Source organism: Actinoplanes sp. NPDC049802 (assembly GCF_040656595.1).
GTDB lineage: Bacteria > Actinomycetota > Actinomycetes > Mycobacteriales > Micromonosporaceae > Actinoplanes.
In genome coordinates, this window is sequence record NZ_JBFAMR010000027.1 from 71,957 (window position 1) to 97,273 (window position 25,317).

Genomic DNA, 25,317 nt, shown 5'->3' on the forward strand with positions numbered 1-25,317 from the left:
CTGCCCGCACCCGCCGTGGAAGACCCGCGAGCTCACCGCGACTCCCGACCGTGCCGCGCCCGCCGGGCGTGAGCGGGTGGTCCGGCCGGTGACGTCCGGGCCGGCCGGGCCGGGAACGCCGCGAACCCGGCCCGCCCGGCCCGGCCCCGTGCCGGTGAGCGCCGCCCGGCGTCAGTGGTCGCCGTACGGGTCGCGGGCCCAGGTGAGGACACGGTCGACGTCGGCGCGGGTCCACCCGATCGCCGGGTCGATGGAGACCAGCAGGGTGGGCGCCGGGCGGGCGGCGGCCCAGCGCACGCCCGCCGGGGTGTGGTTGTCGTCGATCCAGGCGGCGGGGCGGTCCCCGGCCACCGCGTCGACGGCCGGCACCTTGAGCTCCGGCTCGAACGGGACCGGCGGGAACTCGACGACCGGCAACGGGCCGACGCCGAGGACGGGCAGGTAGAGGTCGTTGGCGTAGGCGCCCCAGCCGGTGGCCCACCACAGTTCCCCGGCGGCGGCGAGCTCACGGATCCAGTCGGCGTGCGCCGGGCAGTAGCGCACCGGGGCCTCGCCTTCGAAGAAGACCCGCTCCAGGTGGCCGTCGGGGCAGACGGGGGCGGCGAACGGGTTCAGCACCCCGTCGAGATCGAGCAGGAACAGCGGCGGCTTTCGATCCACGGCACCCACCCTAGGGTGAGCGGCGGATGATCGGATCGGGCTCGAACGATCGGGCGCGGCCGGCCCTCCGGCGGCCAGTCTTGGAGGCGGAAGGAGGACCTCGTGATCGCAGCGCTGAACCGTCTCACCGAACTGGTCGAGCAGGAGCACGGTGACCTGGACGTCGCCCGGGTGGCGAAGTCGCTCGGCACCACCGAGTACCACCTGCGCCGGATGTTCTCGTCGCTGGCCGGGATGCCGCTGTCGGAGTACGTGCGCCGGCGCCGGATGACCGTGGCGGCCGCCGACGTGATCCGCGGCGACGATCTGCTGAGCGTCGCGGTCCGGCACGGATACGGCTCGGCCGAGGCGTTCGGCCGGGCGTTCCGGGCGGTGCACGGCGCCTCGCCCGGTGAGGTGCGCCGCAACGGTGGTCCCCTCCGTACACAACCGCAGCTCAGGTTCCGCCTGACCGTCGAAGGGAGCACCCCCATGGACACCCGTATCGTCGACCGCCCCGCTTTCCGCCTGGTCGGGCACGCCGCCCGGGTCCCGCTGATCTACTCCGGCGTCAACCCGCACATCCAGCAGCACATCGCCGGACTGCCACCCGAGGCACACCAGCGTCTCAAGGAGCTGAGCGACACCGAGCCGGCCGGGCTGCTGCAGGTCACCGACGACGTGAGCCCGGACGCCGAGGAGGGCACCGAACTGACCTACCTGCACGGGGCCGCGATCTCGGAGGACACCGCCGTGCCGGGCGATCTGGACGCCGTCGAGGTGCCGGCCGGGCGGTGGGCGGTGTTCCACACGTCCGGGCCGTACCCGGAGGCGTTGCAGACGGCGTGGGCGGCGACCGCCACCGACTGGTTCCCGTCGAACCCGTGGCGGCTGCGGCCGGGCCCGTCGATCGTGGCGATCCTGGACCGGGCCGCCGACTTCAGCACCGCCACCTGTGAACTGTGGATGCCGGTGGAGCCCGCCTAGTCGGGGAAGGCACGGTCGACGTCGCCGGGGGTCAGGCCGAAATCGGACAACTGGTAGGTGTGTGCGCGTTCGCCCGTACCTCGCATGGTTTTCATCGCGGCGCGCGCCGGGCCGGTGAGCTTGACCCCCAGACGGTCGTAGATCGCTTCGACGGTGCGCTGCGGGGACGCGACGAAGTCCTCGTAGCGCACGTCGACGAACCGGGCCGGATCGTGGCGGGCGCGGTCGGCGCGGAAGCGTCGCAGCCCGCGTGACCACAGTGCGAGCTGTGTCTTTCCGACGACCGTGCCGTCGAAGACCGTGGACCAGCCGGCCGAGGCGCGGGCGTTGAGGCTGCACACCGAGGCGATCGCGGTCCGCGGATCCCGGTGCGTCTGGATGATCGTGGCGTCCGGGTAGACGGTGAGCAGGGCGTCGAGCGCGAACAGGTGGCTGGGGTTCTTCAGCACCCATCGCCGGTGCTGGTCGTGCAGGCCGATGAGCTGCAGGTTGCGGCGGTGCCGGCGGTAGGCGGGCGTCCAGTCGTGGCCGGCCAGCCACCGCGAGTACGACGGGATGTGGGCGGTGCATTCGAAGGACACCGAGGTCATCGACTGGCAGAGCAGCCGCCAGCACTCCTCCACCTGCTCCGGGCCCATGTGGTGCACGCCGTCCAGCCCGGCGCTCCGGTAGGCCTCACGCAGGGTGCCGTAGACGGGATCGTCCGGCCAGGTCTCGCGGGGCGGGCGCGGCTGCGGGACCTCGGTGAGCCACAGCTCAGGGCCCTGGTGGGCGGGGTCGGCGGCGAGCATCCGGTGCAGGGCCGTGGTGCCGGTGCGGGGCAGTCCGGTGATGAAGACCGGGTTCGGCAGCGTCACGCCGGCGTGCTCCGGAAACCGCCGCCACGCGGCTTCCGCCAGCAGGCGGGAGACCAGCGAGGCGCGCAACAGGCCACGGGTCCGCTTGCTGCCCGCCGGGGTCAGGCTCGCTTCTGTGGCGTACGCGGAGAGCAGCACCGACAGCGCGGCCCGATGGTCGTCACCGTCCCCGAAGTCGTCGAGCCCGGTCAGCCGGGTCGCCGAGGCGTGCAGGTCCTCGACGGTGCCGACGTCGGTGCGTTCGCCGGTGGTCTTCGCAGCGTGGCGCGGTCCCGGCCGCCCGTTGCCGGTCAGCGGGTCCGGGCCGATGCCGGGTTGAGAGATGCTCAATGGTGGAACTCCCCGCAGTTGACGTCGAGGCAGGCCCCGGTGATGCCGCGGGCCAGGTCGGAGGCGAGGAACAGGATGGCGTCGGCGACCTCGCCGGGTTCCGGCAGGCGGCGCAGGTCGGTGCCGGCGGCGACCTCCTCGTAGATCTGCCGGGCCGGGACGCCACGCTGGGCGGCCTGGAACTCGAACCAGGCGCGCAGGGTGTCCGCCCAGATCCAGCCGGGGGCCACCGAGTTGACCCGGACCCCTTTCGGGCCGAGTTCGCCGGCCAGGTTCTGGGTGGCCGCCAGCAGCGCGGCCTTGGCGATCTTGTAGGGCCCGAACGGGTGCCGCGAGTGTCGCAGCACCGCCGAGTTGACGACCACCACGCAGCCACGTGTCTCGATCAGCGCCGGGCTCATCAGGCGGATCGTCCGGAGCGCGGTTCCGACGTTGCCGTTCAGCCCGTCCTGCAGCTCCGCGAGATCGACTTTGCGGAGGCTGCGCATCGGCGGCATCACGAACGCGTTGTGCACCAGCGCGTCGATCCGGCCGAATCGGGCCAGCGCCCGGTCGGCCAGCCGCTGGACGGCCGCGTCGTCGGTGAGGTCGGTGGGCACGGCCAGCGCCCGGCCGCCGATCTTGGCGGCCAGTTCGGTGAGCGTCGACTCGGTACGGGCCGCGAGCACGACGTCGGCGCCCTCCTGAGCGGCGCGGAGCGCGACCGCCTGGCCGAGTCCGGGGCCGACCCCGGCGACGAGCACCACCCGGCCGTCGAGAAGCATCGCTCAGCCCAGCATCCGGGCCGCGACGGCGGCCTGCCGGGCGGCGATCCGCTCCCGCCACGCCTCCGGGCCGACCGGCCGGTGGTGCGGCAACCGTTTCGGCAGGTCGTCGACGGCCACGATGTCCACTCGCGGGCCGTCCTCGGCGGTGAGCTCGCGGGACAGCCGCTGCCAGCGCAGTTGCACGTAGCCGCGGCGGTGCCCGGTGCGCTCCAGCCAGTTGGCGACGCCCGGGTTCCGTTCGCTCACCACGTACCGGATCATGCCGTCCGGGTCGATCCTGGCCTGGTCGCGGGTGAGGCTGGTCTGGTGGTTGATGTAGTCGAGCGAGACATACCACATGCTGCCGAGCTGAACGCCCTGGTAGGGGGCGTCGCCGGCCGGGACGGTGATGACCATGGCCTGGTCGTCGTCCAGGTCGTAGTGGCCCACCGAGGAGAACTGGGTGGTCAGGCCGCCCGGGGTGGAGCGGGGTGGGGTGAGCGTGTTGACCGGCAGGTTCAGGTAGAACCGCTCGGCGAACGCGAGGAAGGTCCGCAGGCGGCTGATCAGGATCTTGCCGGCCACGCCGTACCGTTTGGTGAGCGCGTCCAGCGTGGGCGGCGGTGGGGCCGCACCGATCCGGTCCGCACGCTGGATGCGCAGCACGCCGGGCTGTTCGGTGGCCCAGTCGCTGAAGACCTCGCGGACCACGAGCATCCCGGCGCCGGGCAGGCCGGGGCCGAGGAACATCCGGAAGGTGCCGTCCGGCTCGGTCCGGATCTCCCGGTCGTCGAAGGCGGCGGTGCTGCCCGGCACGGCGAGCGGTGAGTAGTCGCCGTCGAGGATCTGGAAGCTCAGGTCGACGGTGCTGCCGCGCCGGCCGGTCACGATGTATTCGGCGTCGTCGCGCAGCCAGGCGTGGAAGTAGAGGGTGTCCGGATTGTCCAGACCCATCTTCGTGTACGGCCCGGTGGAGCGGACGAAGTAGGGAAAGTCGCGCTGGTAGGCCCAGGCCATCTGCACCGAGGCGCGGATGCTGCCGGCCAGGTAGTCGTAGCCCTCGACGAGATCCTGCTCGTCGCGGACGTGCGGGGCCGTGGTGATGACCCTCTCGGCCTCCTGGATCGCTTCCGCGAACGGTGTCGTCAGCACACGCCAACGATAGAACTCGTTCTAGTTTTAGGTCAATCTCCCATTGACGTGGCACGAGAACGGGTTTCACTCTGGACCGCATGCGCGCGTACCGGATGACCGAATGGGGCGCCCCTCCCCGGGCCGTCACCGTGCCGGAACCCGAGCCCCGCCCCGGCGCCGGTGAGACGCTGGTCCGGGTCGCCGGATGCGGACTGTGCCGCTCCGACCTCACGATGCGGCGGATCCCGGCGGCGGCCGGCGCGTCGCTCGGCTGGCGGATGCCGTTCACGCTCGGCCACGAGACCGCCGGATGGCGGGTGGACACCGGGGAACCGGTCGCCCTCGTGTCACCGTCGTCGTGCGGGACCTGCCGGTACTGCGTGCGCGGGCAGGAGAGCGGCTGCCCGTACGGGGCGGCCGGGCGCGGGTACGGCCGGGACGGTGGCCTCGCCGACTACGTGCTGGTCGACGACCCGCGGGCGCTGCTGCCGCTCGGCTCGCTCGATCCGCGGCACGCCGGACCGCTCACCGACGCCGGGGCGACCGCCTACCACGCGGTACGGCGCGCCCTGACCCGGCTGCACCCCGGCGGCACCGCCGTCGTCGTCGGCGCCGGTGGGCTGGGGGCGTTCGCGGTCCAGTTCCTGCGGGTGCTGACCGCGGCGACCGTCGTGGCGGTCGACATCTCCGCGCCGCGGCTCTCCTACGCCGCCGAGGTCGGCGCCCACCGGACGGCCATCGGACTGTCCGGACTGTCCGACGTGGACGTGATGCTGGACTTCGTGGGAACCGACACGACGATCACCGCCGGCATCGCCACGCTCCGCCCCGGCGGCGCCTTCGGCCTCATCGGCTCGGCCGGCGGCCGCCTGACCGGTCCCTGGTTCTCCTCACTGCCCCGCGACGGCGAGGTGTTCACCTTCCAGGGCTCCACGATCGCCGACGCCCGGGAGGTCATCGCCCTCGCCGAAGCCGGCCTGATCCGCAACCAGGTGGAGGAGTTCGGCTTCGACGAGATCGACCAGGCCTACGCGAAACTGGCCGCCGGATCCCTCACCGGCCGCGCCGTGATAGTCCTCGAACAAACGGGATGAACCGATTGCTGGGACACGGTTCCGCTCCTCGATCTCCACGCGGCCGTTGGCAAGCGTGGCCCGGCCCGGTACACCGAGCACCGGGCCGGCACGGCCGCGCCGTCGGCTGGCGGCCCGGCGCCGGTCCGCTTAAGGTCGGGATCCATGCAGCTTCGTGACCCCGCGACGGCCGCGACCACGTTGGTGTTCGACGTCGTCGGCACCCTGCTCGACGAGGACGGGACGCGAACCGCCGCGCTGCGCTCGGTGGGCTCGGACCTCGGTGTCGACCTGAGCATGCTGGGCGACCGATGGGCGGCCCGGGTGGACGCGGCTGTCGCGGAGGTGACGGCCGGACGTGCGCCGTACCAACCGCCGGCGGCGTTCTACCGGTCGGCGCTGACGGACCTGCTGCGGGCCGACGGCACGGAACTGCCCCCGGACCGGTTCGATGAGCTGGCCCGCTTCGGTTACCGCCTGGAGCCCTTTCCCGACACGGCGCCGGCGCTCGAACGGCTGGCGCGGGGGCGGGCCCTGGTCGCGCTCACCAATGCCGGCTGCGGCCAGGCTTTCGCCATGTCGGCGCAGAGCGGTCTGCGCTGGACGACCCTGATCTCCGGCGAGAGCGTGGGGGCGTACAAGCCGGACCCGCGCATGTACCGGCACGCGATCGGCACCCTCGATCTCGATCCTGGGCGAACCCTGTTCGTCGCCGCCCATGACTGGGACCTGGATGCCGCGGCACAACACGGATTCCGCACCGCCTACGTCGACCGGTCCGGCGGCAGCACCGGTGACCTCGCCGGCTACGCCCATCGGTTCGACCTGGTGGTGACCGATCTGGACCATCTGGCGGACGCGCTCGGCCGGTGAGCCGTCGCCTCGATCCACCCGTTATCGGATCGGCGGGCCGCTAGCGGCGGATCAGCCGGCCGCCCGGACCACGCTGCGCGGTGGCTTGAAATGTCATACCCCGGGCGCATCATCGACGGAAATCGGGTTGACCTCAACCTTGGGTCAGGTGGGAGGTTCGGGACATGAGCATGGAGTTCGCGGCCTGGAATTCGATGTACCACCAGATGAATCAGCGGGAGGACAAGCGGGCGTTCTCCCGGGCGACGTTACGGCGCATCCTGGCGTTGGCCCGCCCACACCGGCGTAAGTTGACCGGCTTCCTGGTGCTCAGCGTGGTGACGGCGGTCCTCGCGGTGGCCGTGCCGGTGCTGGCCGGGCAGGTGGTCGACGCCATCGTCGAGGGCCGGGACTACTCCCTGGTGCTCGCCCTGGCCGTGGCGATCGCGGTGATCGCGCTGCTGGAGGCGGGGCTCGGGCTGGCGCAGCGGTGGTTCTCGGCCCGCATCGGCGAGGGGCTGATCCTCGACCTGCGGACCATGGTGTTCGACCACGTGCAGCGGATGCCGGTGGCGTTCTTCACGCGGACGCGGACGGGCGCGCTGGTCAGCCGGCTGAACAACGACGTGATCGGGGCGCAGCACGCGTTCAGCGACACACTGTCCGGTGTGGTCGGCAACCTGGTGGCGCTCACGCTCACGCTGGTCGTCATGATCGGGCTGTCCTGGCAGATCACCGTGCTGTCGTTGCTGCTGCTGCCGGTGTTCGTGCTGCCCGCCCGGCGGGTCGGCGGGCGGCTGGCCGGTCTGGAGCGGGAGGCCGCCGAGCACAACGCGGCGATGAACACGCAGATGACCGAGCGGTTCTCGGCGCCCGGCGCGACGCTGGTCAAGCTCTACGGCAATCCGGCTGCCGAGTCGGCCGAGTTCGCGGCGCGGGCCAGCCGGGTGCGTGACATCGGCGTGCGCACGGCGATGGCGCAGTGGACGTTCCTGACCGCGCTCACGTCGGTGTCGGCGGTGGCGATCGCGCTGGTGTATGGGCTGGGCGGCCTCTACGCGCTGCGCGGCCAGATGGACCCGGGCGAGGTGGTGGCGCTGGCCATCCTGCTCACCCGGCTGTACGCCCCGCTCACCTCGCTGGCCAGCGCTCGCGTCGAGGTGATGAGCGCGCTGGTCAGCTTCGAGCGGGTCTTCGAGGTGCTCGACCTGAAACCGCTGATCGAGGAGAAGCCGGACGCCCGCCCGGTGCCGGACGGTCCGGTGGCCGTGGAGTTCGACGACGTGCGGTTCGCCTATCCGTCGGCCGACAAGGTGTCGCTGGCCTCGCTGGAGGAGGTGGCGACGCTGGACAGCCGCGGCGGCGAGGAGGTGCTGCACGGCATCTCGTTCCGGGCCGAGCCAGGACAGATGGTGGCCCTCGTCGGATCGTCCGGGGCCGGCAAGTCGACGATGGCGAGCCTGCTGCCGCGGCTGTATGACACCGAGTCCGGCGCGGTCCGCCTCGGCGGGGTCGACGTGCGCGACCTGAGCGCCACCTCGCTGCGGCAGACCCTCGGCATGGTCACGCAGGACGGTCACCTGTTCCACGAGTCGGTGCGCGCCAACCTGCTGCTGGCCCGGCCGTCCGCCACCGAGGAGGAGTTGTGGGACGTGCTGCGCCGCGCCCACATCGCCGACCTGATCGAGTCGCTGCCGGACGGGCTGGACACGGTCATCGGCGAGCGCGGCTACCGGCTGTCCGGCGGGGAGCGGCAGCGGCTGACCATCGCCCGGCTGCTGCTGGCCCGGCCACGGGTGGTGGTGCTGGACGAGGCGACCGCCCATCTCGACTCGACGTCCGAGGCGGCGGTGCAGGCGGCGCTCGGGGAGGCGCTGTCCGGGCGCACCGCGGTGGTGATCGCCCACCGGCTGTCCACGGTCCGGGCCGCCGACCAGATCCTGGTCGTCGAGGACGGGCGGGTCGTGGAGCGCGGCACCCATCCGGAACTGCTGGCCGCCGGTGGGCGGTATGAGCAGCTGTACCGGACCCAGTTCAGTGAAGGGCAGCCGCCCGTCGCAGCGCGGGGATGATCAGTTCGCGGGCCAGCGCGGGGTCGCCGCTGTCGGTCTCCCAGCCGGCGTCGGCGACCAGCACCACGGCGCGGCCGGAGCGGGCGATCACCAGGTAGGTGTGGTGGGTGATCCACTCGTCGACGTGTTCGAAGGTGTCGCTGTAACGCAGCAGCAGCGAGTCCGGGCCGGCGACGCCGGTGGCCTCGATCCGCCAGGCGGTGCCCTTGCAGACTTTCAGGACGTCGCGGAGTTCCCGCAGGTAGCGGCGGGCGTCGCCGGGACGGTGCACGGCGAGGTACTCCATCACCGCGTTCGGCGCCTTGTTCACCTCGATGACCGCGGTGACGGCGCGGTCGGCGACCGGCTCGGGATAGCCGCCCTCGCACGGCCGCGGTGGGCGCAGTCGCGGCCAGCTGTCGCGGTCCACCTGCAAGGGGGTGACACCGCCCAGGTCGGCGGGGCCGAGCAGGGCCTCGTCCGGAATCGGTCCGCGCACGCCGGCGGGGGACTCGCCGCCCGCCCGCTGCACGACGGTCATGGCAGGTGGCGTCCCGGCCGAGGCCTCCTCGCCGGACCCGGCGGGCCGGGCCGCGGCCGGCACGCCCGGGAGGGAGGTCACGCACAGCGCGGCGGCGAGCAGGGCGAGCGATCTCCGAATGGTCAGCATGTCAGCTCCAACGAGCGACGACGGATACCGCTTCTCATCATCCGCCCGGCCCCGGGTGGGAGCGCGTTTTCCCGCGACCCGGCCCGAAAGTGAACACCGTCGGGGGACCCGGCGACAACCGATGCGGATCAGGAACGGCCCGGAGACGGCGGCCCGGGCGGCGGCCCGACGATCTGATGTCCGAGACGCTGCCCGGCCGCGATCAGGAGCGGGATGTCCGGCACCGACGGTTCAGGAAGGCCGGGCCGGGTGGCGGGACGCCCCGCCTCGGCGACGAACTCCTCGAACCCGGACGGCGTGGTGATCTGCAGCCCGCGCACCGGCCCGCGAGTGACGACGAAGCCGTGCGGGATCCCGCGCGGCAGCAACGCGAAGTCTCCGGGCCCGGCCGTGAAGCGCTTGTCACCGCATTCGATGTCGATCTCCCCGTCCAGGATGTAGAACGCCTCGTCCTCGAGGCCGTGGATGTGCGGCGGCGGGCCGAACCCCTCCGGCGCGGACCACTCGATGAGGGTGAACGCCCCGGTGGCGGCCTTGATGTTCATCCGGGTGTCCAGCAGCCACCATTGCGGCCCGTCGTCCGGGCCCAGCAGATATCCCGTGCCGTCGAAGCTCATCTGGTCATCCCTTCTCGGCCGGCAGGTAGAGGCGCACCTCGATGCCGTCGGGATCGCGCAGGCCGACGAGGACGCGGCCGGCGTGGCCGGTGACGATCCCGTCGTGCGGCTCCCCGAGCTCGCCGAGGCGCCGCTGCCACTCGTCCAGGGCCGCCGGCGTGGGCACACGCAGGGCGACCGCGTCGAAGCCGGTCATCGCGGCCGCGCGGACGGCGTCGCGGCGCAGCGCCACGTCGACGCTTCCGTCCGGGTCGCGCATCGCCACCCCCATCAGTTCACCCTTCTCGACGAACTCGATGTGTGTCTCCAGGCCCAGCACCCGTGCATACCAATCCCGGCTGCGCTCCACGTCGGTGACGGGCAGTTTGATGTGGTGAAAGCCGTTGACCAGCGCGTCCATGACACTCCCCGGCACGTTTTGGCTAGAGTGAGCTCTAGTAACTCACTAGAGTAGGCTCCAGCGAATGAACGAGGGTGTCAAGCGGAACCGCGAACCTGGCACGCGCCGGGCCGAGCAGGCACGGGCCACCCGGCGCCGGATCATCGACCGGGCCGGGGCGCTGTTCGCCGAGCAGGGTTACGCGGCCACCACGCTCGGCCAGATCGCCAGGAGCGCGGACGTGGCGGTCCAGACGTTGTACTTCCACTTCGGCAACAAGGCGACCGTACTCAAGGAGCTCGTCGACGTGCTGGCGGTCGGCGACGACGAGCCGGTGCCGCTTCTCGACCGCGACTGGGTCCGGCGCATCGAACAGGAGCCGGACGGACGGCGTGCGCTGGAGATCTGGCTGCGCAACGCCCGCGAGATCTTCGGCCGGGTGGCCCCGATCATGACGGTGGTCCGGGACGCGGCCGGCAGCGACCCGGAGATGGCCGCGCAGTGGCGTGCCAACCAGGACCAGCGGTACACGGCGCAGCTCTCCGTCGCCCGGCAGCTGTCCGGCAAGCGGGCCCTCCGCACGGACCTCACGGTCGAGCAGGCCGCCGACATCGTCTTCTGCATGGTCAGCCCGGAGGTCTACCACCTGTTCACGGCCGTGCGCGGCTGGACGCCCGAGCAGTGGGAGAAATGGGCCACCGAGGCGGTCGCCACCGCGATCCTGCGATAACCCCTTCCTGGTACGCCGTTCCCCGCCCCACCACATCGGGAGCGTCCCGCGGCGCACCGCGAGCCGGGCGGGACGCGAGCACGTGCCGCGCCCACCGGGCTGATCCGCCGCGCCGGGCTCACCCCCCGACCGGCGAAACAGCCGGAAGGGCACGGCGCGAACTTCCCCACGGCACCGTTTCAACTGATAGGTTGAAAGCTCGCAGATCGAGAGAGGACGCCCAGGATGACGCTTGCCGAACTGTCTCCCGCCGAGCGGCACCGCACGATCGCCGCCGCCTTCACCGCCCGGGTCACCGGAGCACAGCGCTGGGACGCGCCCGCGCCGGTCGCCGGCTGGACCGCCCGTGACGTGGTCCGCCACCTGATCGAGTGGCTCCCCGGATTCCTGGCCTCCGGCTCGGACGTCACCCTGCCACCGGCCCCGTCGGTGGACACCGACCCGGTCGCCGCCTGGCAGTCGCACCAGGCCGCGGTCCAGGCCGTGCTGGACGACCCGAAGACCCCCGAACGCCTGCTGAACAACCCGCACATCGGCGAGCTCCCGCTGGACCAGGCGATCGACCGCTTCTACACGACCGACGTCTTCATGCACACCTGGGACCTGGCCCGGGCCACCGGGCAGGACGAAACGCTCGACCCCGGGTACTGCGCCATCCTGCTGGCCGGCATGGAACCGGTCGACGAGATGCTCCGCGCCTCCGGCCAGTACGGCCCCAAGGTCCCCGTCTCCGCCGACGCCGACCCCCAGACCCGGCTGATCGCCTTCATCGGCCGCGACCCCGACTGGACCACCGCATCGTGATCCACTCCAGCTGGTCGTGAGGGCTGCCTCAACCCGCCCGAGACAGCCCTCACAACCAGCCACAACCCAGCCTGCCGCCAGCGCCGCCTCAACGCGGCTGAGACAGCCCCGACGGCCGGCCGGGGACCCTGCGACCTGCCGGCGGCGGCCCCGGCGCGGGCACGGACTGATCGCCGCGCGCGGCCGAAGGCCGCGGGAAGTCCCGCTCCAGCCCGGCGGGCGCGGCACGGCCGTGACGGGCCGCCTGGCTCGCGGGGCGCTTCCGGGGACTGTCCGGATTCTGCGGTGGGGGTCCACCGCGTACCGGATCAGAGCAGTTTGTGAATTTTCTGTAGTGTCTCGTCGGTTTCGGTGACCAGGTCGGAGAGGACGGCCGCGACCGGGCGGACCTCGTTCATCCGGCCGACGATCTGGCCGACCGGCATCGGCACGACGGTCGGGTCGCCGGACGCCATCAGGCGGTCGTGGGCCTCGGAGACGAGCAGGTTCTGCAACGGCATCGGCAGCGGGGCGGGCGCGTCCGTTTCCGACCAAGCGTCGGTCCAGCGGTTGCGGAGCAGGCGGGCCGGTTTGCCGGAGTAGACGCGGCTGCGCACGGTGTCGCCGGAGCCCGCGGTGAGGAGGGCTTCGCGCAGCGCCGGGCTGCTGCGGTATTCGCTGGTGCCGAGCCAGACGGAGCCCATCCACACGCCGCGGGCGCCGAGGGCGAGGGCGGCGGCGATCTGGCGCCCGCTGCCGATGCCGCCGGCCGCCAGCACCGGCACGCCGACCGCGTCGACGATCTCCGGGACCAGCACCATGCTGGCGATCTCCCCGGTGTGACCGCCGGCCTCGTAGCCTTGGGCGACCACGATGTCGACGCCGGCCGCCACATGGCCGCGGGCGTGGTCGGCGCGCCCGGCGAGCGCGGCGACGAGCAGGCCACGGTCGTGGGCCTGGGCGATGACGTCCGCGGGCGGCGGGCCGAGTGCGTTGGCGATCAGCCGGACCGGATGCCGCAGGGCGACCTCGACGTGGCTGCGGGCGACCGAGTGCAGCCAGCCGAGGACGCCGGGTGAGTCGGAGGCGGCGCCGAGCGGGGGCACACCGAGGCGTTGCAGGGTACGTTCGACGAAGTCCCGATGTCCGGAAGGGATCAGTTCCCCGAGGTCGGCGGGCGCGCCTTCGGTGGGCACCTTGCCGGGCATGACCACGTCGACGCCGTAGGGACGGCCGCCGGTGTTCTCGTCGAGCCAGGTGAGGACGGTGTCGAGTTCGGCGGCGTCGTTGAACCGGACGCAGCCGAGCACCCCGAGCCCGCCGGCCCGGCTGATGGCCGCGACGACGTGTTCGGACGGGCTGAACCCGACGATCGGGTGCTCGACGCCGAGCAGGTCGCAGAGGTCAGTCCGCATGATGCTCCTTCGCGTAGGCGTGCGCCCACCGGTAGTCGGCCTTGCCGCTGATGGTGCGCCGGATCCCGTCGACCACCCAGATCCGGCGCGGCACCTTGTAGCCGGCGACGCGCTGCCGGACGTGGGTCTCCAGGTCACCGAGATCGAGGGTCGCGCCGGGGCGGGTCTGCACGAGGGCGACGACCTTCTGGCCGAGCAGGTCGTCGGGGGCGCCGATGACCAGGGCGTCGAACACGTCGGGGTGGGCTTTGAGGGCGCCCTCGACCTCTTCGGGGAAGACCTTCTCGCCGCCGGTGTTGACGCACGTGTTGCCGCGGCCGAGCAGGGTGAGGGTGCCGTCGTCCTCGATCCGGGCGAGGTCGCCGGGTATCGCGTAGCGGACCCCGTCCACCTCGGTGAGCAGCGCGGCCGTCTTCTCCGGGTCCTTGTAGTAGCCGAGTGGCACGTGCCCGCCGCGGGCCAGCCGTCCGATGACACCGGGCGGGGCCTTCCTGCCGTACTCGTCGATGACGATGGTGTCCGGGCCGGGCATGACCCGCGGTCCGTCGACGGCGCCGCCTTCCACGTCGGCGACGATGCCGATGCCGGCGAATCCGGTCTCCGACGAGCCGATCGCGTCGGTGACCATGACGTTCGGCAGGGCGTCGAGGTACTGCCGTTTCACCGACGGCGAGAACAGCGCGGCACTGGACGAGATCGCCACCAGCGAGGAGCCGTCGTAGTCGCCGGCCAGGTACGCCTCGATGATCGGCCGGGCCATCGCGTCGCCGATCAGGACGACCACGTTCACCCGGTGGCGTTCGATGATCCGCCACACCTCGTCGGGGTCGAAGTGCGGCAGGAAGACGACGGTGTCGCCGCCGAAGAGGGCTGCGAGGGCGGCCCATTGGGCGTTGCCGTGGATGAGCGGGGCCAGGCAGAGCCGCACCATCGGCGGCATCTCGGCGCCGCGCCGGGACTGGGCCCACTCGTCGTCGAGCGGGATGCCGGACATGAAGTCGATGCCGCCGCCGAGGACCCGCCAGACGTCCTCGTGCCGCCAGATGACGCCTTTCGGATAGCCGGTGGTGCCGCCGGTGTAGAGCAGGTAGATGTCGTCGCCTTCGCGGGGTTCGAAGTCCCGGTCGGGTTTGCCGGCGGCGATGGCGTCGGCGTAGGAGACGCCCGGGATGTCGGCGCCGGTGCCGTCCGGCAGGGCGACCGTGGTGTGCAGGCCGCCGCCGACGGCCCGGACCAACGCCCCGAATCCGCGGTCGTGAACGAGCGCGGTCAGGGAGGCGTCCTCGAACAGGTACTGTAACTCGTTCTCCACATATCGATAGTTGACGTTGACGACCACGGCACGCAGCTTGTACACGGCGATCATGGCCACCAGGGCCTCGATCGAGTTGCCCGCGTACAGCCCGACGTGGGCGCCCTTGCCCACTCCTCGACTTCGCAGGAAGTGGGCCAAGCGGTTGGCGTTCTCCTCCAGCTCCGCGTAGGTGATCTCACGCTCGCCGCAGGCCACCGCGACACGGTCTCCGAAGGCGTCGACCGCGTGCTCGAAAAGGTCCGCAATATTGGCCGCCATCAACGCAAAGTAGAACCTGTTATCGTTCCGGAGCAAGGCTTTGGCACTGGGAGGGAAACCGGGTGGACGCTCTCGTCGAACAGCGCGGACCGATCCTGATCGTGACCATGAACCGGCCGGAGGTCCGCAACGCGCTCTCTCCCGCGATGATGGCGGTGATGCGCGACGCCTGGGACCGCGTCGACACCGACCCGTCGATCCGCGTCGCGATCCTCACCGGCGCGGGCGGCGCGTTCTGCGCGGGCGCCGACCTGCGTGCCATGACCGCCGACCATCCCGGCGACGGCTTCCGGGCCGACGGCGCCGACCTGTCCCGCATCGACGCGCTGCTCAAAGGCCGGCGCCTCACCAAACCGCTGGTCGCCGCCGTCGAGGGCCCGGCCGTCGCCGGCGGCACCGAGATCCTCCAGGCCACCGACGTGCGGGTGGCCGGCGAGAGCGCCCGCTTCGGCGTCTCCGAGGCCCGGTGGGGGCTGTTCCCGCTCGGCGGTTCGGCGGTGCGGTTGCCGCGCCAACTGCCGTACACGGTCGCCGCCGACCTGCTGCTCACCGGCCGCCACCTGACCGCCGCCGAGGCCCGCGACGCCGGCCTGATCGGCCACGTCGTCCCGGACGGCCAGGCGCTGCCGAAGGCCCTGGAGATCGCCGGGATGATCGCCGCGAACGGCCCCGTCGCCGTCCAGGCCATCCTGCGCACCATCCGCGAGACCGAGGGCCTGCCGGAGAACGAGGCCTTCACGCTCGAATCCCGCATCGGCACACGCGTCTTCCTGTCCGAGGACGCCAAGGAAGGCCCGCGCGCTTTCATCGAGAAACGAAAACCCCAGTTCAAAGGCATCTGATCCGGTACGCGGCGGACCGCCCCGGCAACCACCCCGTCCCGTTGAGCGCCACGCGAGCTCACTGCCGGGCCGGGCCCGGCGCCGCGGCCGCCGGGCTGACCTGCCACGCCACGCGAGGTCACTGCCGTGCCGAACCCGGTGCCGCCCGCCCGGCCTGTCAGCCGGCTGCGGGAGCGTCGCCCCGTCGCCCCGTCGCCCCGTCGCCCCGCCGCCCCGCCGCCCCGCCGCCCCGCCGTCCTGCCGTCCTGGCGTCCCGCCGTCCTGGCGTCCCGCCGTCCTGGCGTCCTGTCGTCCGGTGGGCGGAGAGCCGGCGTGCAGGGCGATGTGTGCTCGGAGAACACGACACCCGTAGTGGGTGTGACGACACCCGTTGCGGGTGTCACGTCTGCCGAACACAGATGGCCGAGATCCGTGTCCCGTCCCCCCGAACGGGAAATCCGTTCCTGCGTCCGCTGCCAGGGCCAGGAGCGCACCCAGGAGCTGCCGCGCGTGCTCGACTACACCGCGGCGCCGTTCGGCACCAAGGAGTGGGAGCTGCAGAACTTCGGGGTCGAGGGCAGCCGGTGAACGTGGTGGCGGTTGCGTGCGACGGCCGGCCGGTGCCACTCGCCGGAGTTCACGGGGCAGCGTCAGCAGCGATCGCCGGGGAGCCATCGCGGCCGGCCGGGTCGCTTCGCCGGTCTTGCCCAGAGCTCTGTGTCAGAGCTGCCTTGGGGCGCCCGAGAGGGCGCTGGGAGCCGGCCGGGGGTTAGATGGCGCGATCGCGGCCGGCCCAGTACGGGTCGCGGAGGTGACGTTTGTAGAGCTTGCCGTTGGGGTCGCGGGGCAGTTCGGTGACGTAGTCGACGGTGCGGGGCAGTTTGAAGCGGGCCAGCCGCCCGGTCAGGAAGGCGAGCAGTTCGGTGGTGAGGGCGGGCCCGGGCTCGATGCCGGGCGCCGGCAGGACCACGGCTTTGATCTCCTCGCCCCATTCGTCGTGCGGGATCCCGAAGACGGCGGCGTCCGCGACCGCCGGGTGGACGGCCAGTTCGTTCTCGATCTCGGCGGGGTAGACGTTCACGCCGCCGGTGATGATGACGTCGGCGGCCCGGTCGCACAGGTACAGGTAACCGTCGTCGTCGAGGTAGCCGATGTCGCCGACGGTGAACATCCGGTCCCGCCAGGAGGCGCGGGTCTTCTCGGCGTCGCCGTGGTATTCGAAGGTGAAGTCGCCCATCTGGAGGTAGACGGTGCCGGGTTCGCCGGGCGGCCGGTCCTTGCCGTCGTCGTCGAGCACGCGCACCCGCGAGCCGGGCCAGGCGCGGCCGACCGAGCCGGGGCGTTGCAGCCATTCGGCGGCGGTGATCAGGGTGCCGCCGCCCTCGGAGGCCCCGTAGTACTCGATGACGACCGGGCCGAACCAGTCGAGCATGTCCCGTTTGACCGGCTGGGGGCAGGGCGCCGCGCCGTGGATCATCGCCCGCATCGAGGACACGTCGTACGGCTGCCGCACGTGCGCCGGGAGGGCGAGCAGCCGCCGGAACTGGGTGGGCACCATGTGGCTGTGGGTGACCCGGTGTTCCTGGACGAGCCGGAGGAACTCCTCCGCGTCCCAGTGGTCCATCACGACGACGGTGTGCCCGAACTGGACGGAGATGATCGCGAAGTTCATCACGGCCGTGTGGTAGAGCGGTGAGCAGCACAGATGCACGTGACCGTCGAAGGGGCGCAGCCCGAACAGGCCGAAGAACCACAGGGACACCGGCGGCACCTGGTCGGGGTCGAGGCCGAGCAGCGGGCGGCGTACCCCTTTGGGCCGTCCCGACGTGCCGGACGTGTAGACCATGAGCGCGCCGAGCGTACGCGGGGAGGGTCTTCCTGATCCGCCCGCGCCCAGGGTGGCCAGCGGCAGGAAGCCGGGGATGTCGCCGGTCGCGTAGCGGTGTTCCACGTGGCCGCCGGCGTCGCGGGCCGCGTCGGCGAAGCGTGGGTGCGCGATGAAGGCGCGGGCGCCGCAGTCGCGCAGGATGTAGCCGAGTTCGGCGGCGGTGAGATGCCGGTTCAGCGGGACGACGTGCAGCCCGATCTGGGCGGCCGCGAAGTAGGCGGTGAGGATGTCGGCGCCGTTGGGCAGCAGCAGCGCGATGGTGTCGCCGGCTTCCAGGCCGGCGTCACGCAGGCCGCGCCCGATCCGGTCGGCCTCGGCGGCGAGCTCGCCGTAGGTGAGAGTGCGCCCGTCCGGGTCCACGATGGCCGCAAGCTGAGGCTGCTCGGCCGCGATGGTCCACATCCCGATGCCCGTCATGGCCCGACTCTATAACTGGTTCCATCGATGAGAAAGCATCTAGAGACGCTCCTTGCCCGCCAATATTGGAACGTGTTTCACTCACTGGCGTGGACACTCTCGCCGCGCCGCTGACGATCGCCTTCGACTACACGCGCTCGCTGGGCCCGGTGCTGGGCCGGTTCATGGCGGGGCTGCGCGAGCGGCGGATCCTGGGCGCGCGGACCTCCGACGGGCGGGTGCACGTGCCGCCGCTGGAGTTCGACCCGGTCACCCACGAGCCGGTCACCGACCTGGTCGAGGTGTCACCCTCCGGGACCGTGGTGAGCTGGACGTGGACCGCGCGGCCGATCGAGGGGCAGCCGCTGGACCGGCCGTTCGGGTGGGCGCTGATCCGGCTCGACGGGGCGGACACGCCGCTGTTGCACGCGGTCGACGCGGAGGGCCTGCACACCGGCATGCGGGTGCGGGCACGCTGGGCCGCCTCGCCGGCCGGGCACATCAGGGACATCGAGTGTTTCGAGCCGGGTGAGGCCGCGATGCCGGATCCGCCCCTCGAAGGCGAACCGGTGACGATCATGACGACGCCGATCCGGTTGCACTACACGCACACCACGTCCGCCGAGGAGGACCGCTACCTGCGGGCCCTCGCCGAAGGGCGGATCATCGGCCAGCGCTGCCCGGCCTGCCGGAAGGTGTACGTGCCCCCGCGCGTCTGCCCCGCCGACGGCGTCGCCCCGGACGAGGTGGCCGAGGTGTCCGACCGTGGGATGGTCACCACGTTCTGCGTGGTCAACGTGCCGTTCGCGGGCCAGCGGCTGACCCCGCCGTACGTGGTGGCGCAGGTGCTGCTGGACGGCGCCGACATCCCGATCTCGCATCTGATCCTGGGCGTCGCGGCCGGGGACGTGCGGATGGGGATGCGGGTGGCGGCGGTGTGGCGGGACCGGTCGGCGTGGTCGACCACCCCGGAGAACATCGACCATTTCGAACCGTCCGGCGAACCGGACGCCCCCTACGAGTCCTACGCGGAGCACCTGTGAGCGAGCTTGCGAGCGAATCATCAGGCTCAGGTTTGAGCTCATGTCGCCCCCTCCGCTTCGCTCCGGCGTCGCCATGAGCGAGGTTGCGGTCGTCGGGTTCGCGGGGGCGGACCGGTCGCTCACGACGAGCGGGGTGGAGACGCTGGTCCCGGTGATCACGGCCGCCCTCGCCGACGCCGGCCTGGCTCGCCGCGACGTGGACTTCTGGTGCTCCGGGTCGTCGGACTACCTGGCCGGGCGGGCGTTCTCGTTCGTCAGCGCGGTGGACGCGATCGGGGCGGTGCCGCCGATCAGCGAGTCGCACGTGGAGATGGACGCGGCGTGGGCGCTGTACGAGGCGTACCTCAAGATCCTGGCCGGGGAGGCGGAGACGGCCCTGGTCTACGGGTTCGGCAAGGGCACCGCCGGCGATCTGTTCCGGGTGCTGTCGTTGCAGCTGGATCCGTACACGGTGGCGCCGCTGTGGCCGGACGCGGTGAGCGTCGCGGCGTTGCAGGCCCGGCTCGCGCTGGACGCGGGACTGTTCACCGAGGACGACATGGCCGGGGTCGCCGGGAGACGCGCCGACGGACCGTACGTCTCCTGTCCGTTGCGGGAGCACGACGTGGCGGAGGTCGCCGACGGCGCCGCGGCGATGGTCCTGGCCTCGCGGGATCGTGCCCGCGGCCTGCGGGAGCGTCCCGCCTGGATCTCCGGTTTCGCGCATTCCGTGGATCCGCAGGGGCTCGGTGAGCGGGATCTGACGACGGTGCCGTCGGCGGTCGCCGCGGCCCGGGACGCGGGCCTCACCGCGCCGGTGGACGTGGCCGCGCTGCACGCCCCGTTCACCCATCAGGAGCTGCTTCTGCGGCGGGTGGTGCGGGCGGGCGCCTACCTGCCGTTCGGTGCGAACGCGATGTTCTCGGCCGGGCTGTCGCGGATCGGGGCGGCCGCCGTCGAGGTGATGTCGGGGCGGGCGCGGACCGCGGCCGGGCACGCCACGAGCGGCCCGGCGTTGCAGCAGAACCTCGTCTGTGCGATGGAGGCGTGATGCGCAGGGCCGCTGTTCTCGGAACCGGGCAGACCGAGCACCGGACCCGGCGCACCGACGTGTCGATGGCGGGGCTGTGCCGGGAGGCGATCGACCGGGCGCTGGCCGACGCGGAGACGAGCTGGGATCAGATCGACGCGGTGGTGCTGGGCAAGGCGCCGGACCTGTTCGAGGGCGTGATGATGCCCGAGCTGTTCCTGGCGGACGCGATCGGCGCGGCCGGGAAGCCGCTGCTGCGGGTGCACACGGCCGGGTCGGTCGGTGGGGCGACGGCGATCGTGGCGACCAGCCTGATCCGGGCCGGGGCGCACCGGCGGGTGCTGGCGGTGGCGTTCGAGAAGCAGTCGGAGTCGAACGCCATGTGGGCGCTGTCGATCCAGCCGCCGTTCAGCGCGCCGATCACGGCCGGGGCGGGCGGCTATTTCGCACCGCACATCCGGTCCTACATCCGCAAGAGCGGCGCCCCGGATCACATCGGCGCGCTGGTCGCGGTGAAGGACCGGCGCAACGGCGCCCGCAACCCCTACGCGCATCTGCGGCAGCCGGACATCACGGTCGAGTCGGTGCGGCGGTCCCCGATGCTGTGGGATCCCATCCGGTACGACGAGACGTGTCCCTCGTCGGACGGCGCCTGTGCGGTGGTGATCGGCGATCAGGCGGCCGCCGAGGCGTCGTCTCGTGAGGTGGCGTGGATCCGGGCCACCGCGATGCGGACGGAGCCGACGTTCTACGCGGGTAAGGATCACGTCAATCCGCGTGCCGGCGCCACCGCGGCACGGGCGGTCTTCAAGGCGGCCGGCATCGAGGACCCGCTCGCGGAGATCGACGTCGCCGAGCTGTACGTGCCGTTCTCCTGGTTCGAGCCGATGTGGCTGGAGAACGTGGGGTTCGTCGGGCCGGGGCAGGGCTGGAAGCTGGTCGAGTCCGGGGAGACCCGGCTCGGTGGGGCGCTGCCGGTCAACCCGTCCGGTGGCGTCCTCTGCTCGAACCCGATCGGCGCGTCCGGGCTGCTGCGGTTCGCCGAGGCGGCCATGCAGGTGATGGGACGGGCGGGCGAACACCAGGTGGCGGGTGCCGCGACGGCGCTCGGTCACGCGTACGGGGGCGGATCGCAGTTCTTCTCCATGTGGGTGGTCGGGAGGCAGCCATGAAACGCCGGACTCTTCTGCAAGCGGGCGCCGCCGGCGCCTTTCTGCCCGGCCTGGCCCGGAGGAACCTCCAGGGGCGGGCCGCGCTGGTCATCGGCAGCGGCTTCGGCGGGGCGGTGGCCGCGTACCGGCTGGCGCGGGCCGGCATGGAGGTGACGGTCCTGGAACGCGGGCGGCGCTGGGACCTGGACGGTTCCGGGAACACGTTCTGCACGATCGGCGCCCCGGACTGGCGGTGCGCGTGGTTCGCCGACCGGCCGCCGCTCGGGCTCGACGTCAGCAAGCCGATCGAGCGCGGCGCCGGGCTCATCCAGAAGCACGTGGGCGACGGCATCCAGGTGATGTGCGGGGCCGGGGTGGGCGGCGGTTCGCTGGTCATCGGCATGTTCCTGCCCCAGCCGCGCCGCGCCGACTGGGAGTCGGTCTACCCGGCCGAGCTGTCCTACACCGAGTTCGAGGACGTCTACTGGCCGCGCGCCCGGCAGAACATCGGCGCCTCGCCCATCCCCGCCGACATTCAAGACCATGCACGGTACGCCGGAGCGCGCGCGTGGCTGGACTACATCGCCGAGTTCGGGCGGACACCGGTGCCGGTGCCGTTCGGCGTGAACTGGGACGTCATCCGCGACGAACTGGCGGGGCGGGCGCCGGCCTGCCACACGATCGGCGAGGGGCCGTTCGGCAGCAACTCGGGCGCGAAGAACAGTGTCGACCACGGTTACCTGGCCTGGGCCGAGCAGACCGGGCACGCCCGGATCCTGCCGCTGCACGAGGTGACCGAGTTGCGGGAGGTCTCCGGCTCCCCGACGATCGAGGCGGTCTGCCGGCAGATCGACGAGCGCGGTGGTGTGCTGGCCACCCGGACGTTCGCGGCCGAGTTCGTCTTCCTGGCGGCCGGGTCCCTGGGCAGCACGTCGCTGCTGCTCACCTCCCGGGCGCGCGGCCGTCTCCCCCGGCTCACCAGCACCGAGGTCGGCAAGGGGTGGGGCAACAACGGGGACTTCCTGATCGCCCGGCTCAACCTGCGCAAGACCGTCGGGCACGCGCAGGGCGGACCGGGGAACGTGCGGTTCTTCGACGACTCGAACCCGTACGCGCGGGCCGCCATGGCCTGGGAGTCCGCCCCGATCCCGTCGTGGCTGCCGTCGGCCACCGCCCACCTGATCACCACCCTGACGCCGGAACGCGGCGAGATCCGGTACGACGCGGCCACCGGCGCCGGGAAGGTGCACTGGCCGTACGCCGAGATGCAGACCGCCGGCGACAAGGCGGGACGGGATTTGGCGACCCGGCTGTGGTGGCGTACCGAGGGGTCGAAGGGGTCGATGCTGACCGGGCTGCCCACCTACGACCGCAACACCGGGATGGGGCTGGGGTCACGCAACACGTATCACCCACTGGGTGGACTGGTGATGGGACGCGCCACCGACTTCACCGGCCGGGTCGCCGGCTATCCGAACCTGTTCTGTGTCGACGGCGCTCTGCTGCCCGGGTCGGCTTGCCTGGCCAACCCGGCCCTGACGATCACCGCGAACGCCGAGCGCTGCCTCGACGGGTTCCTCTCCGCGTACGCCTGAACGCGGCCGGCCTCAGCCGCGGGCGAACCAGATGATCATCATGGCCAGCAGGAAGAGGAACCCGGCGGCCGCGGTGACCGCGCCGACCAGGGTGCTCAGGCTCGACTCCGACCACTCCGGACGTTGCGGTCCCGGCGCGGTCCACTCGCCGACCACGGTGAGCAGACGGTCGCCGGCCGCGCGCAGACGGCGGGTCCGGTCGTGGCGGGGCGGCTCGGTGGGGTCGTTGCTCAACGGCATCCCACTTCGGACATACGGCGACACCTCCACGCGACTCTCCACAGGTCAACGACCCATCCGCTCCCCCGGTGATGCGACACTCGTCCGTGCTGGTGAAACGTTCGGACGGCTGGGGGATCGAATGGTGGACGTGCGTGAGGCCGCGAAGGTCCTCGCCCAGGCACGGCGGGTGGTGGTGTTCACCGGCGCGGGGATCTCGGCGGAGAGCGGGGTGCCCACCTTCCGGGACGCGCTGACCGGCCTCTGGGAGCGCTACGACCCTCAGGCGCTCGCCACCCCGCAGGCCTTCGAGGACGACCCCGACCTGGTGTGGGGGTGGTACGAGTGGCGCCGCACGGTGATCAGCGGAGTGCGGCCGAACCCGGGGCACGAGGCGGTCGCCACCGTCGAGGCCCGCGCCCCGCGCTGCGCGGTCGTCACCCAGAACGTCGACGACCTGCACGAACGAGCCGGTTCGGCGGCCCCGCTGCACCTGCACGGCAGCCTGTTCGCGCCGCGCTGCGCGTCGTGTGCCCGCCCGGCCCCGCTGACCGGCGGCGCGGAGCCCGCCGAGGGCCGCCGGCTGGCCCCGCCGCGCTGCGAGCACTGTTCCGGCCCGGTGCGCCCGGGTGTCGTGTGGTTCGGTGAGGCCCTGCCGGAGCCGGTCCTGGAGGCCGCCGTCCAGGAGGCCACCGAGTGCGACGTGCTGCTGACGATCGGCACGTCCGGCCTGGTCTACCCGGCCGCCGAGATCCCGAAGGTGGCCGCCATGTTCGGCGCCACGGTGATCCAGGTGAACCCGCAGCCCACCCCACTGGACGCGGTCGCCGGCATCAACCTGCACGGCGCCGCCGCGACCGTCCTGCCCGCCCTCGTCACCGCCGCGTGGGGTTAGGCGGGGGCAGGTCGCGGAGGGGGCCCTTGCGGACCTTGCCGGAGCCGGTCCGGGGCAGGTCGGAGACGACGTCCACGTACACCGGGATCTTGAATTTGGCGAGGCGGCCGGTCAGGTGGGCGGGGATGTCGGCCGGGGTGAGGGTGGCGCCGGCGGCCGGGACGACGAAGGCGCGGCCCACCTCGCCCCATTTCTCGTCGGGGACGCCGACGACGGCGGCCTCGGCGACGCCGGGGTGTTCGAAGATGGCCGCCTCGACCTCGGCGGGGTAGACGTTCTCGCCGCCGGAGATGTACATGTCCTTGGTGCGGTCGACGATGCGGTAGTGGCCGTCCGGTCCGACGACGGCCAGGTCGCCGGAACGGAACCAGTCACCGTCGGTGAAGGCGGCGGCGATGGCGGCCGGGTCGTTCCAGTAGCCGGGGGTGACGTTCGGGCCGCGGACCAGGACCTCGCCGGGTTCGCCGGGCGGGGCCGGGGAGAGGTCGGGCCGGACGCAGCGGACGTCGGTGAAGAAGACCGGCAGGCCGGCCGAGCCGACGTGGTCGCGGCTCTCCCGGGCTTCCAGGAAGGTGGCGCCGGGCGCCGTCTCGGTCATGCCGTAGCCCTGGCAGAAGGCGAGCCCGCGTTCCTGGTAGGTGCGGATCAGGGCTTCCGGAACGGCCGCGCCGCCGGTCATCAGACAGCGCACCGACGACAGGTCGGCGTCCGGCCAGCGGGGCGACCGGCAGAGGCCGGCGAACATGGTGGAGACACCGAACATCCAGGTCACGCCATGCCGTTCGATGGCGTCGAAGCAGCCGTCGACGTCCCAGCCGGGCATGATGACCGAGGCGCCACCTTTGAGGAAGGTGGGCAGCAGGCACTGGTTGAGCGCGGCCACGTGGAAGAGCGGGGCGCTGAGCAGGGTGACCTCGTCACCTGCCACGTCGACGCAGACGAGCAGGTTGTAGCAGTTCCACACCAGGTTGCCGTGGGTGAGCACGGCCCCTTTGGGGTGGCCGGTGGTGCCGGAGGTGTAGAGGATGCAGGCCACGTCGTCGAGCGTGACCGGCTCGTCGAATTCCGCGGGCTCGCGCAACCGGGACTCGTACCCGGCAATGTCGATCTTGATGGTGACCGGCGCGGCGACCGGCCGGGCGTGGATCAGCGCGACCGCGCCGCTGTGCCGGAGCTGATACTCGATCTCCGGCGGAGTGAGCCGGAAGTTGAGCGGCACGAAGATCGCGCCGAGCATCCAGGTGGCGAACATGGTCTCGGCGAAGGACGGATGGTTCGGTCCGAGGTAGGCCACCCGGTCACCGGGCCGGACCCCGGCGGCGCGCAGGGCCGTGGCCAGGCGTGAGGCGCGGTCATGCAGTTCGGCGTAGGTGGTGTGCCGCTCCTCGAAGATCAGGGCGGTGCGGGTGGGCGACATGGCCGCCCGCCGGGCCGGCCAGGACCCCAGCCCCGCGTTGCGCATGA

25 protein-coding genes are annotated in these 25,317 nt (G+C 72.2%); 13 read left to right on the forward strand and 12 right to left on the reverse strand.

The features are described 5' to 3' along the window. Nucleotides 1-171: 171 nt before the first annotated feature. On the reverse strand, nt 172-660 hold the full coding sequence (locus AB0I88_RS20210; RefSeq protein ID WP_361026338.1) for a hypothetical protein: 489 nt from the start codon (nt 658-660) through the stop codon (nt 172-174). A 102-nt stretch (nt 661-762) separates the two neighbouring features. Between AB0I88_RS20210 and AB0I88_RS20215 the strand changes: the two genes are divergently transcribed. Beyond that, nucleotides 763-1,626, forward strand: a complete 864-nt coding sequence (locus tag AB0I88_RS20215; RefSeq protein ID WP_361026341.1) for a GyrI-like domain-containing protein — start codon at nt 763-765, stop codon at nt 1,624-1,626. Here AB0I88_RS20215 and AB0I88_RS20220 read toward each other — a convergent pair. The 3 genes from AB0I88_RS20220 to AB0I88_RS20230 are packed head-to-tail and all read right to left on the reverse strand — an operon-like array spanning nt 1,623 to nt 4,711. After that, the gene (locus tag AB0I88_RS20220) at nt 1,623-2,777 is read right to left on the reverse strand and encodes a sulfotransferase (protein ID WP_361026431.1); all 1,155 of its coding nucleotides are present in this window, start codon (nt 2,775-2,777) and stop codon (nt 1,623-1,625) included. The two genes, AB0I88_RS20215 and AB0I88_RS20220, sit on opposite strands and share 4 nt — an antisense overlap. A gap of 32 nt (nt 2,778-2,809) precedes the next feature. Continuing rightward, nucleotides 2,810-3,577: an SDR family oxidoreductase gene (locus tag AB0I88_RS20225; protein WP_361026344.1), complete on the reverse strand. Its 768-nt coding sequence runs from the start codon at nt 3,575-3,577 to the stop codon at nt 2,810-2,812. Between the two features lie 3 nt (nt 3,578-3,580). Beyond that, on the reverse strand, nt 3,581-4,711 hold the full coding sequence (locus AB0I88_RS20230) for a hypothetical protein (protein ID WP_361026347.1): 1,131 nt from the start codon (nt 4,709-4,711) through the stop codon (nt 3,581-3,583). 80 nt (nt 4,712-4,791) lie between these two features. On the opposite strand from AB0I88_RS20230, the gene AB0I88_RS20235 reads away from it, so the two are divergent. The 3 genes from AB0I88_RS20235 (at nt 4,792) to AB0I88_RS20245 (ending at nt 8,690) form a co-directional block, all read left to right on the forward strand. Then, nucleotides 4,792-5,787, forward strand: coding sequence for an alcohol dehydrogenase catalytic domain-containing protein (locus tag AB0I88_RS20235; protein ID WP_361026350.1), 996 nt, complete (start codon nt 4,792-4,794; stop codon nt 5,785-5,787). 144 nt (nt 5,788-5,931) lie between these two features. Next, the gene (locus AB0I88_RS20240) at nt 5,932-6,639 is read left to right on the forward strand and encodes a haloacid dehalogenase type II (RefSeq protein WP_361026353.1); all 708 of its coding nucleotides are present in this window, start codon (nt 5,932-5,934) and stop codon (nt 6,637-6,639) included. Between the two features lie 164 nt (nt 6,640-6,803). Beyond that, nucleotides 6,804-8,690 (forward strand): ABC transporter ATP-binding protein, encoded by a 1,887-nt coding sequence (locus AB0I88_RS20245; RefSeq protein WP_361026356.1) that lies wholly within the window; start codon nt 6,804-6,806, stop codon nt 8,688-8,690. On the opposite strand, the gene AB0I88_RS20250 is transcribed toward AB0I88_RS20245, so the two are convergent. From AB0I88_RS20250 to AB0I88_RS20260, 3 genes are all read right to left on the reverse strand, one after another. Beyond that, entirely contained in the window at nt 8,653-9,339 is a 687-nt protein-coding gene (locus tag AB0I88_RS20250) for a hypothetical protein (RefSeq protein ID WP_361026359.1), read from the reverse strand. The two genes, AB0I88_RS20245 and AB0I88_RS20250, sit on opposite strands and share 38 nt — an antisense overlap. Before the next feature lie 128 nt (nt 9,340-9,467). Next, nucleotides 9,468-9,956, reverse strand: coding sequence for a cupin domain-containing protein (locus AB0I88_RS20255; RefSeq protein WP_361026362.1), 489 nt, complete (start codon nt 9,954-9,956; stop codon nt 9,468-9,470). A gap of 4 nt (nt 9,957-9,960) precedes the next feature. Continuing rightward, nucleotides 9,961-10,356 carry a VOC family protein gene (locus tag AB0I88_RS20260; RefSeq protein ID WP_361026365.1) on the reverse strand — a complete coding sequence of 132 codons (396 nt, stop codon included), beginning with the start codon at nt 10,354-10,356 and terminating at the stop codon, nt 9,961-9,963. A gap of 64 nt (nt 10,357-10,420) precedes the next feature. On the opposite strand from AB0I88_RS20260, the gene AB0I88_RS20265 reads away from it, so the two are divergent. After that, nucleotides 10,421-11,065, forward strand: a complete 645-nt coding sequence (locus AB0I88_RS20265) for a helix-turn-helix domain-containing protein (protein ID WP_361026368.1) — start codon at nt 10,421-10,423, stop codon at nt 11,063-11,065. A gap of 225 nt (nt 11,066-11,290) precedes the next feature. Continuing rightward, nucleotides 11,291-11,869, forward strand: a complete 579-nt coding sequence (locus AB0I88_RS20270) for a TIGR03086 family metal-binding protein (protein ID WP_361026371.1) — start codon at nt 11,291-11,293, stop codon at nt 11,867-11,869. Between the two features lie 308 nt (nt 11,870-12,177). On the opposite strand, the gene AB0I88_RS20275 is transcribed toward AB0I88_RS20270, so the two are convergent. Beyond that, the gene (locus tag AB0I88_RS20275; protein WP_361026374.1) at nt 12,178-13,263 is read right to left on the reverse strand and encodes a nitronate monooxygenase family protein; all 1,086 of its coding nucleotides are present in this window, start codon (nt 13,261-13,263) and stop codon (nt 12,178-12,180) included. Beyond that, the gene (locus tag AB0I88_RS20280) at nt 13,253-14,836 is read right to left on the reverse strand and encodes an acyl-CoA synthetase (protein ID WP_361026377.1); all 1,584 of its coding nucleotides are present in this window, start codon (nt 14,834-14,836) and stop codon (nt 13,253-13,255) included. The genes AB0I88_RS20275 and AB0I88_RS20280 overlap by 11 nt, the downstream gene beginning before the upstream one ends. A gap of 62 nt (nt 14,837-14,898) precedes the next feature. On the opposite strand from AB0I88_RS20280, the gene AB0I88_RS20285 reads away from it, so the two are divergent. Further along, on the forward strand, nt 14,899-15,678 hold the full coding sequence (locus AB0I88_RS20285; protein ID WP_361026380.1) for a crotonase/enoyl-CoA hydratase family protein: 780 nt from the start codon (nt 14,899-14,901) through the stop codon (nt 15,676-15,678). Between the two features lie 411 nt (nt 15,679-16,089). Then, on the forward strand, nt 16,090-16,245 hold the full coding sequence (locus AB0I88_RS20290) for a hypothetical protein (RefSeq protein WP_361026383.1): 156 nt from the start codon (nt 16,090-16,092) through the stop codon (nt 16,243-16,245). A 181-nt stretch (nt 16,246-16,426) separates the two neighbouring features. On the opposite strand, the gene AB0I88_RS20295 is transcribed toward AB0I88_RS20290, so the two are convergent. Further along, nucleotides 16,427-17,962, reverse strand: a complete 1,536-nt coding sequence (locus tag AB0I88_RS20295; protein ID WP_361026386.1) for an acyl-CoA synthetase — start codon at nt 17,960-17,962, stop codon at nt 16,427-16,429. A 62-nt stretch (nt 17,963-18,024) separates the two neighbouring features. On the opposite strand from AB0I88_RS20295, the gene AB0I88_RS20300 reads away from it, so the two are divergent. The 4 genes from AB0I88_RS20300 (at nt 18,025) to AB0I88_RS20315 (ending at nt 22,739) form a co-directional block, all read left to right on the forward strand. After that, entirely contained in the window at nt 18,025-18,984 is a 960-nt protein-coding gene (locus tag AB0I88_RS20300; protein ID WP_361026434.1) for an OB-fold domain-containing protein, read from the forward strand. A gap of 73 nt (nt 18,985-19,057) precedes the next feature. Further along, nucleotides 19,058-20,014, forward strand: coding sequence for a lipid-transfer protein (locus AB0I88_RS20305; RefSeq protein WP_361026389.1), 957 nt, complete (start codon nt 19,058-19,060; stop codon nt 20,012-20,014). Beyond that, nucleotides 20,014-21,165, forward strand: coding sequence for a thiolase domain-containing protein (locus AB0I88_RS20310; protein WP_361026392.1), 1,152 nt, complete (start codon nt 20,014-20,016; stop codon nt 21,163-21,165). Before AB0I88_RS20305 ends, AB0I88_RS20310 begins: the two co-directional genes overlap by 1 nt. Continuing rightward, entirely contained in the window at nt 21,162-22,739 is a 1,578-nt protein-coding gene (locus tag AB0I88_RS20315; protein ID WP_361026395.1) for a GMC oxidoreductase, read from the forward strand. The genes AB0I88_RS20310 and AB0I88_RS20315 overlap by 4 nt, the downstream gene beginning before the upstream one ends. Before the next feature lie 12 nt (nt 22,740-22,751). Here the strand turns inward: AB0I88_RS20315 and AB0I88_RS20320 are convergent, their stop codons facing one another. Next, nucleotides 22,752-22,973: a hypothetical protein gene (locus tag AB0I88_RS20320; protein ID WP_361026398.1), complete on the reverse strand. Its 222-nt coding sequence runs from the start codon at nt 22,971-22,973 to the stop codon at nt 22,752-22,754. A 127-nt stretch (nt 22,974-23,100) separates the two neighbouring features. Between AB0I88_RS20320 and AB0I88_RS20325 the strand changes: the two genes are divergently transcribed. Continuing rightward, entirely contained in the window at nt 23,101-23,853 is a 753-nt protein-coding gene (locus tag AB0I88_RS20325) for an NAD-dependent deacylase (RefSeq protein WP_361026401.1), read from the forward strand. On the opposite strand, the gene AB0I88_RS20330 is transcribed toward AB0I88_RS20325, so the two are convergent. Further along, nucleotides 23,834-25,315, reverse strand: a complete 1,482-nt coding sequence (locus AB0I88_RS20330) for a long-chain fatty acid--CoA ligase (protein WP_361026404.1) — start codon at nt 25,313-25,315, stop codon at nt 23,834-23,836. The two genes, AB0I88_RS20325 and AB0I88_RS20330, sit on opposite strands and share 20 nt — an antisense overlap. Between the last annotated feature and the right edge of the window lie 2 nt (nt 25,316-25,317).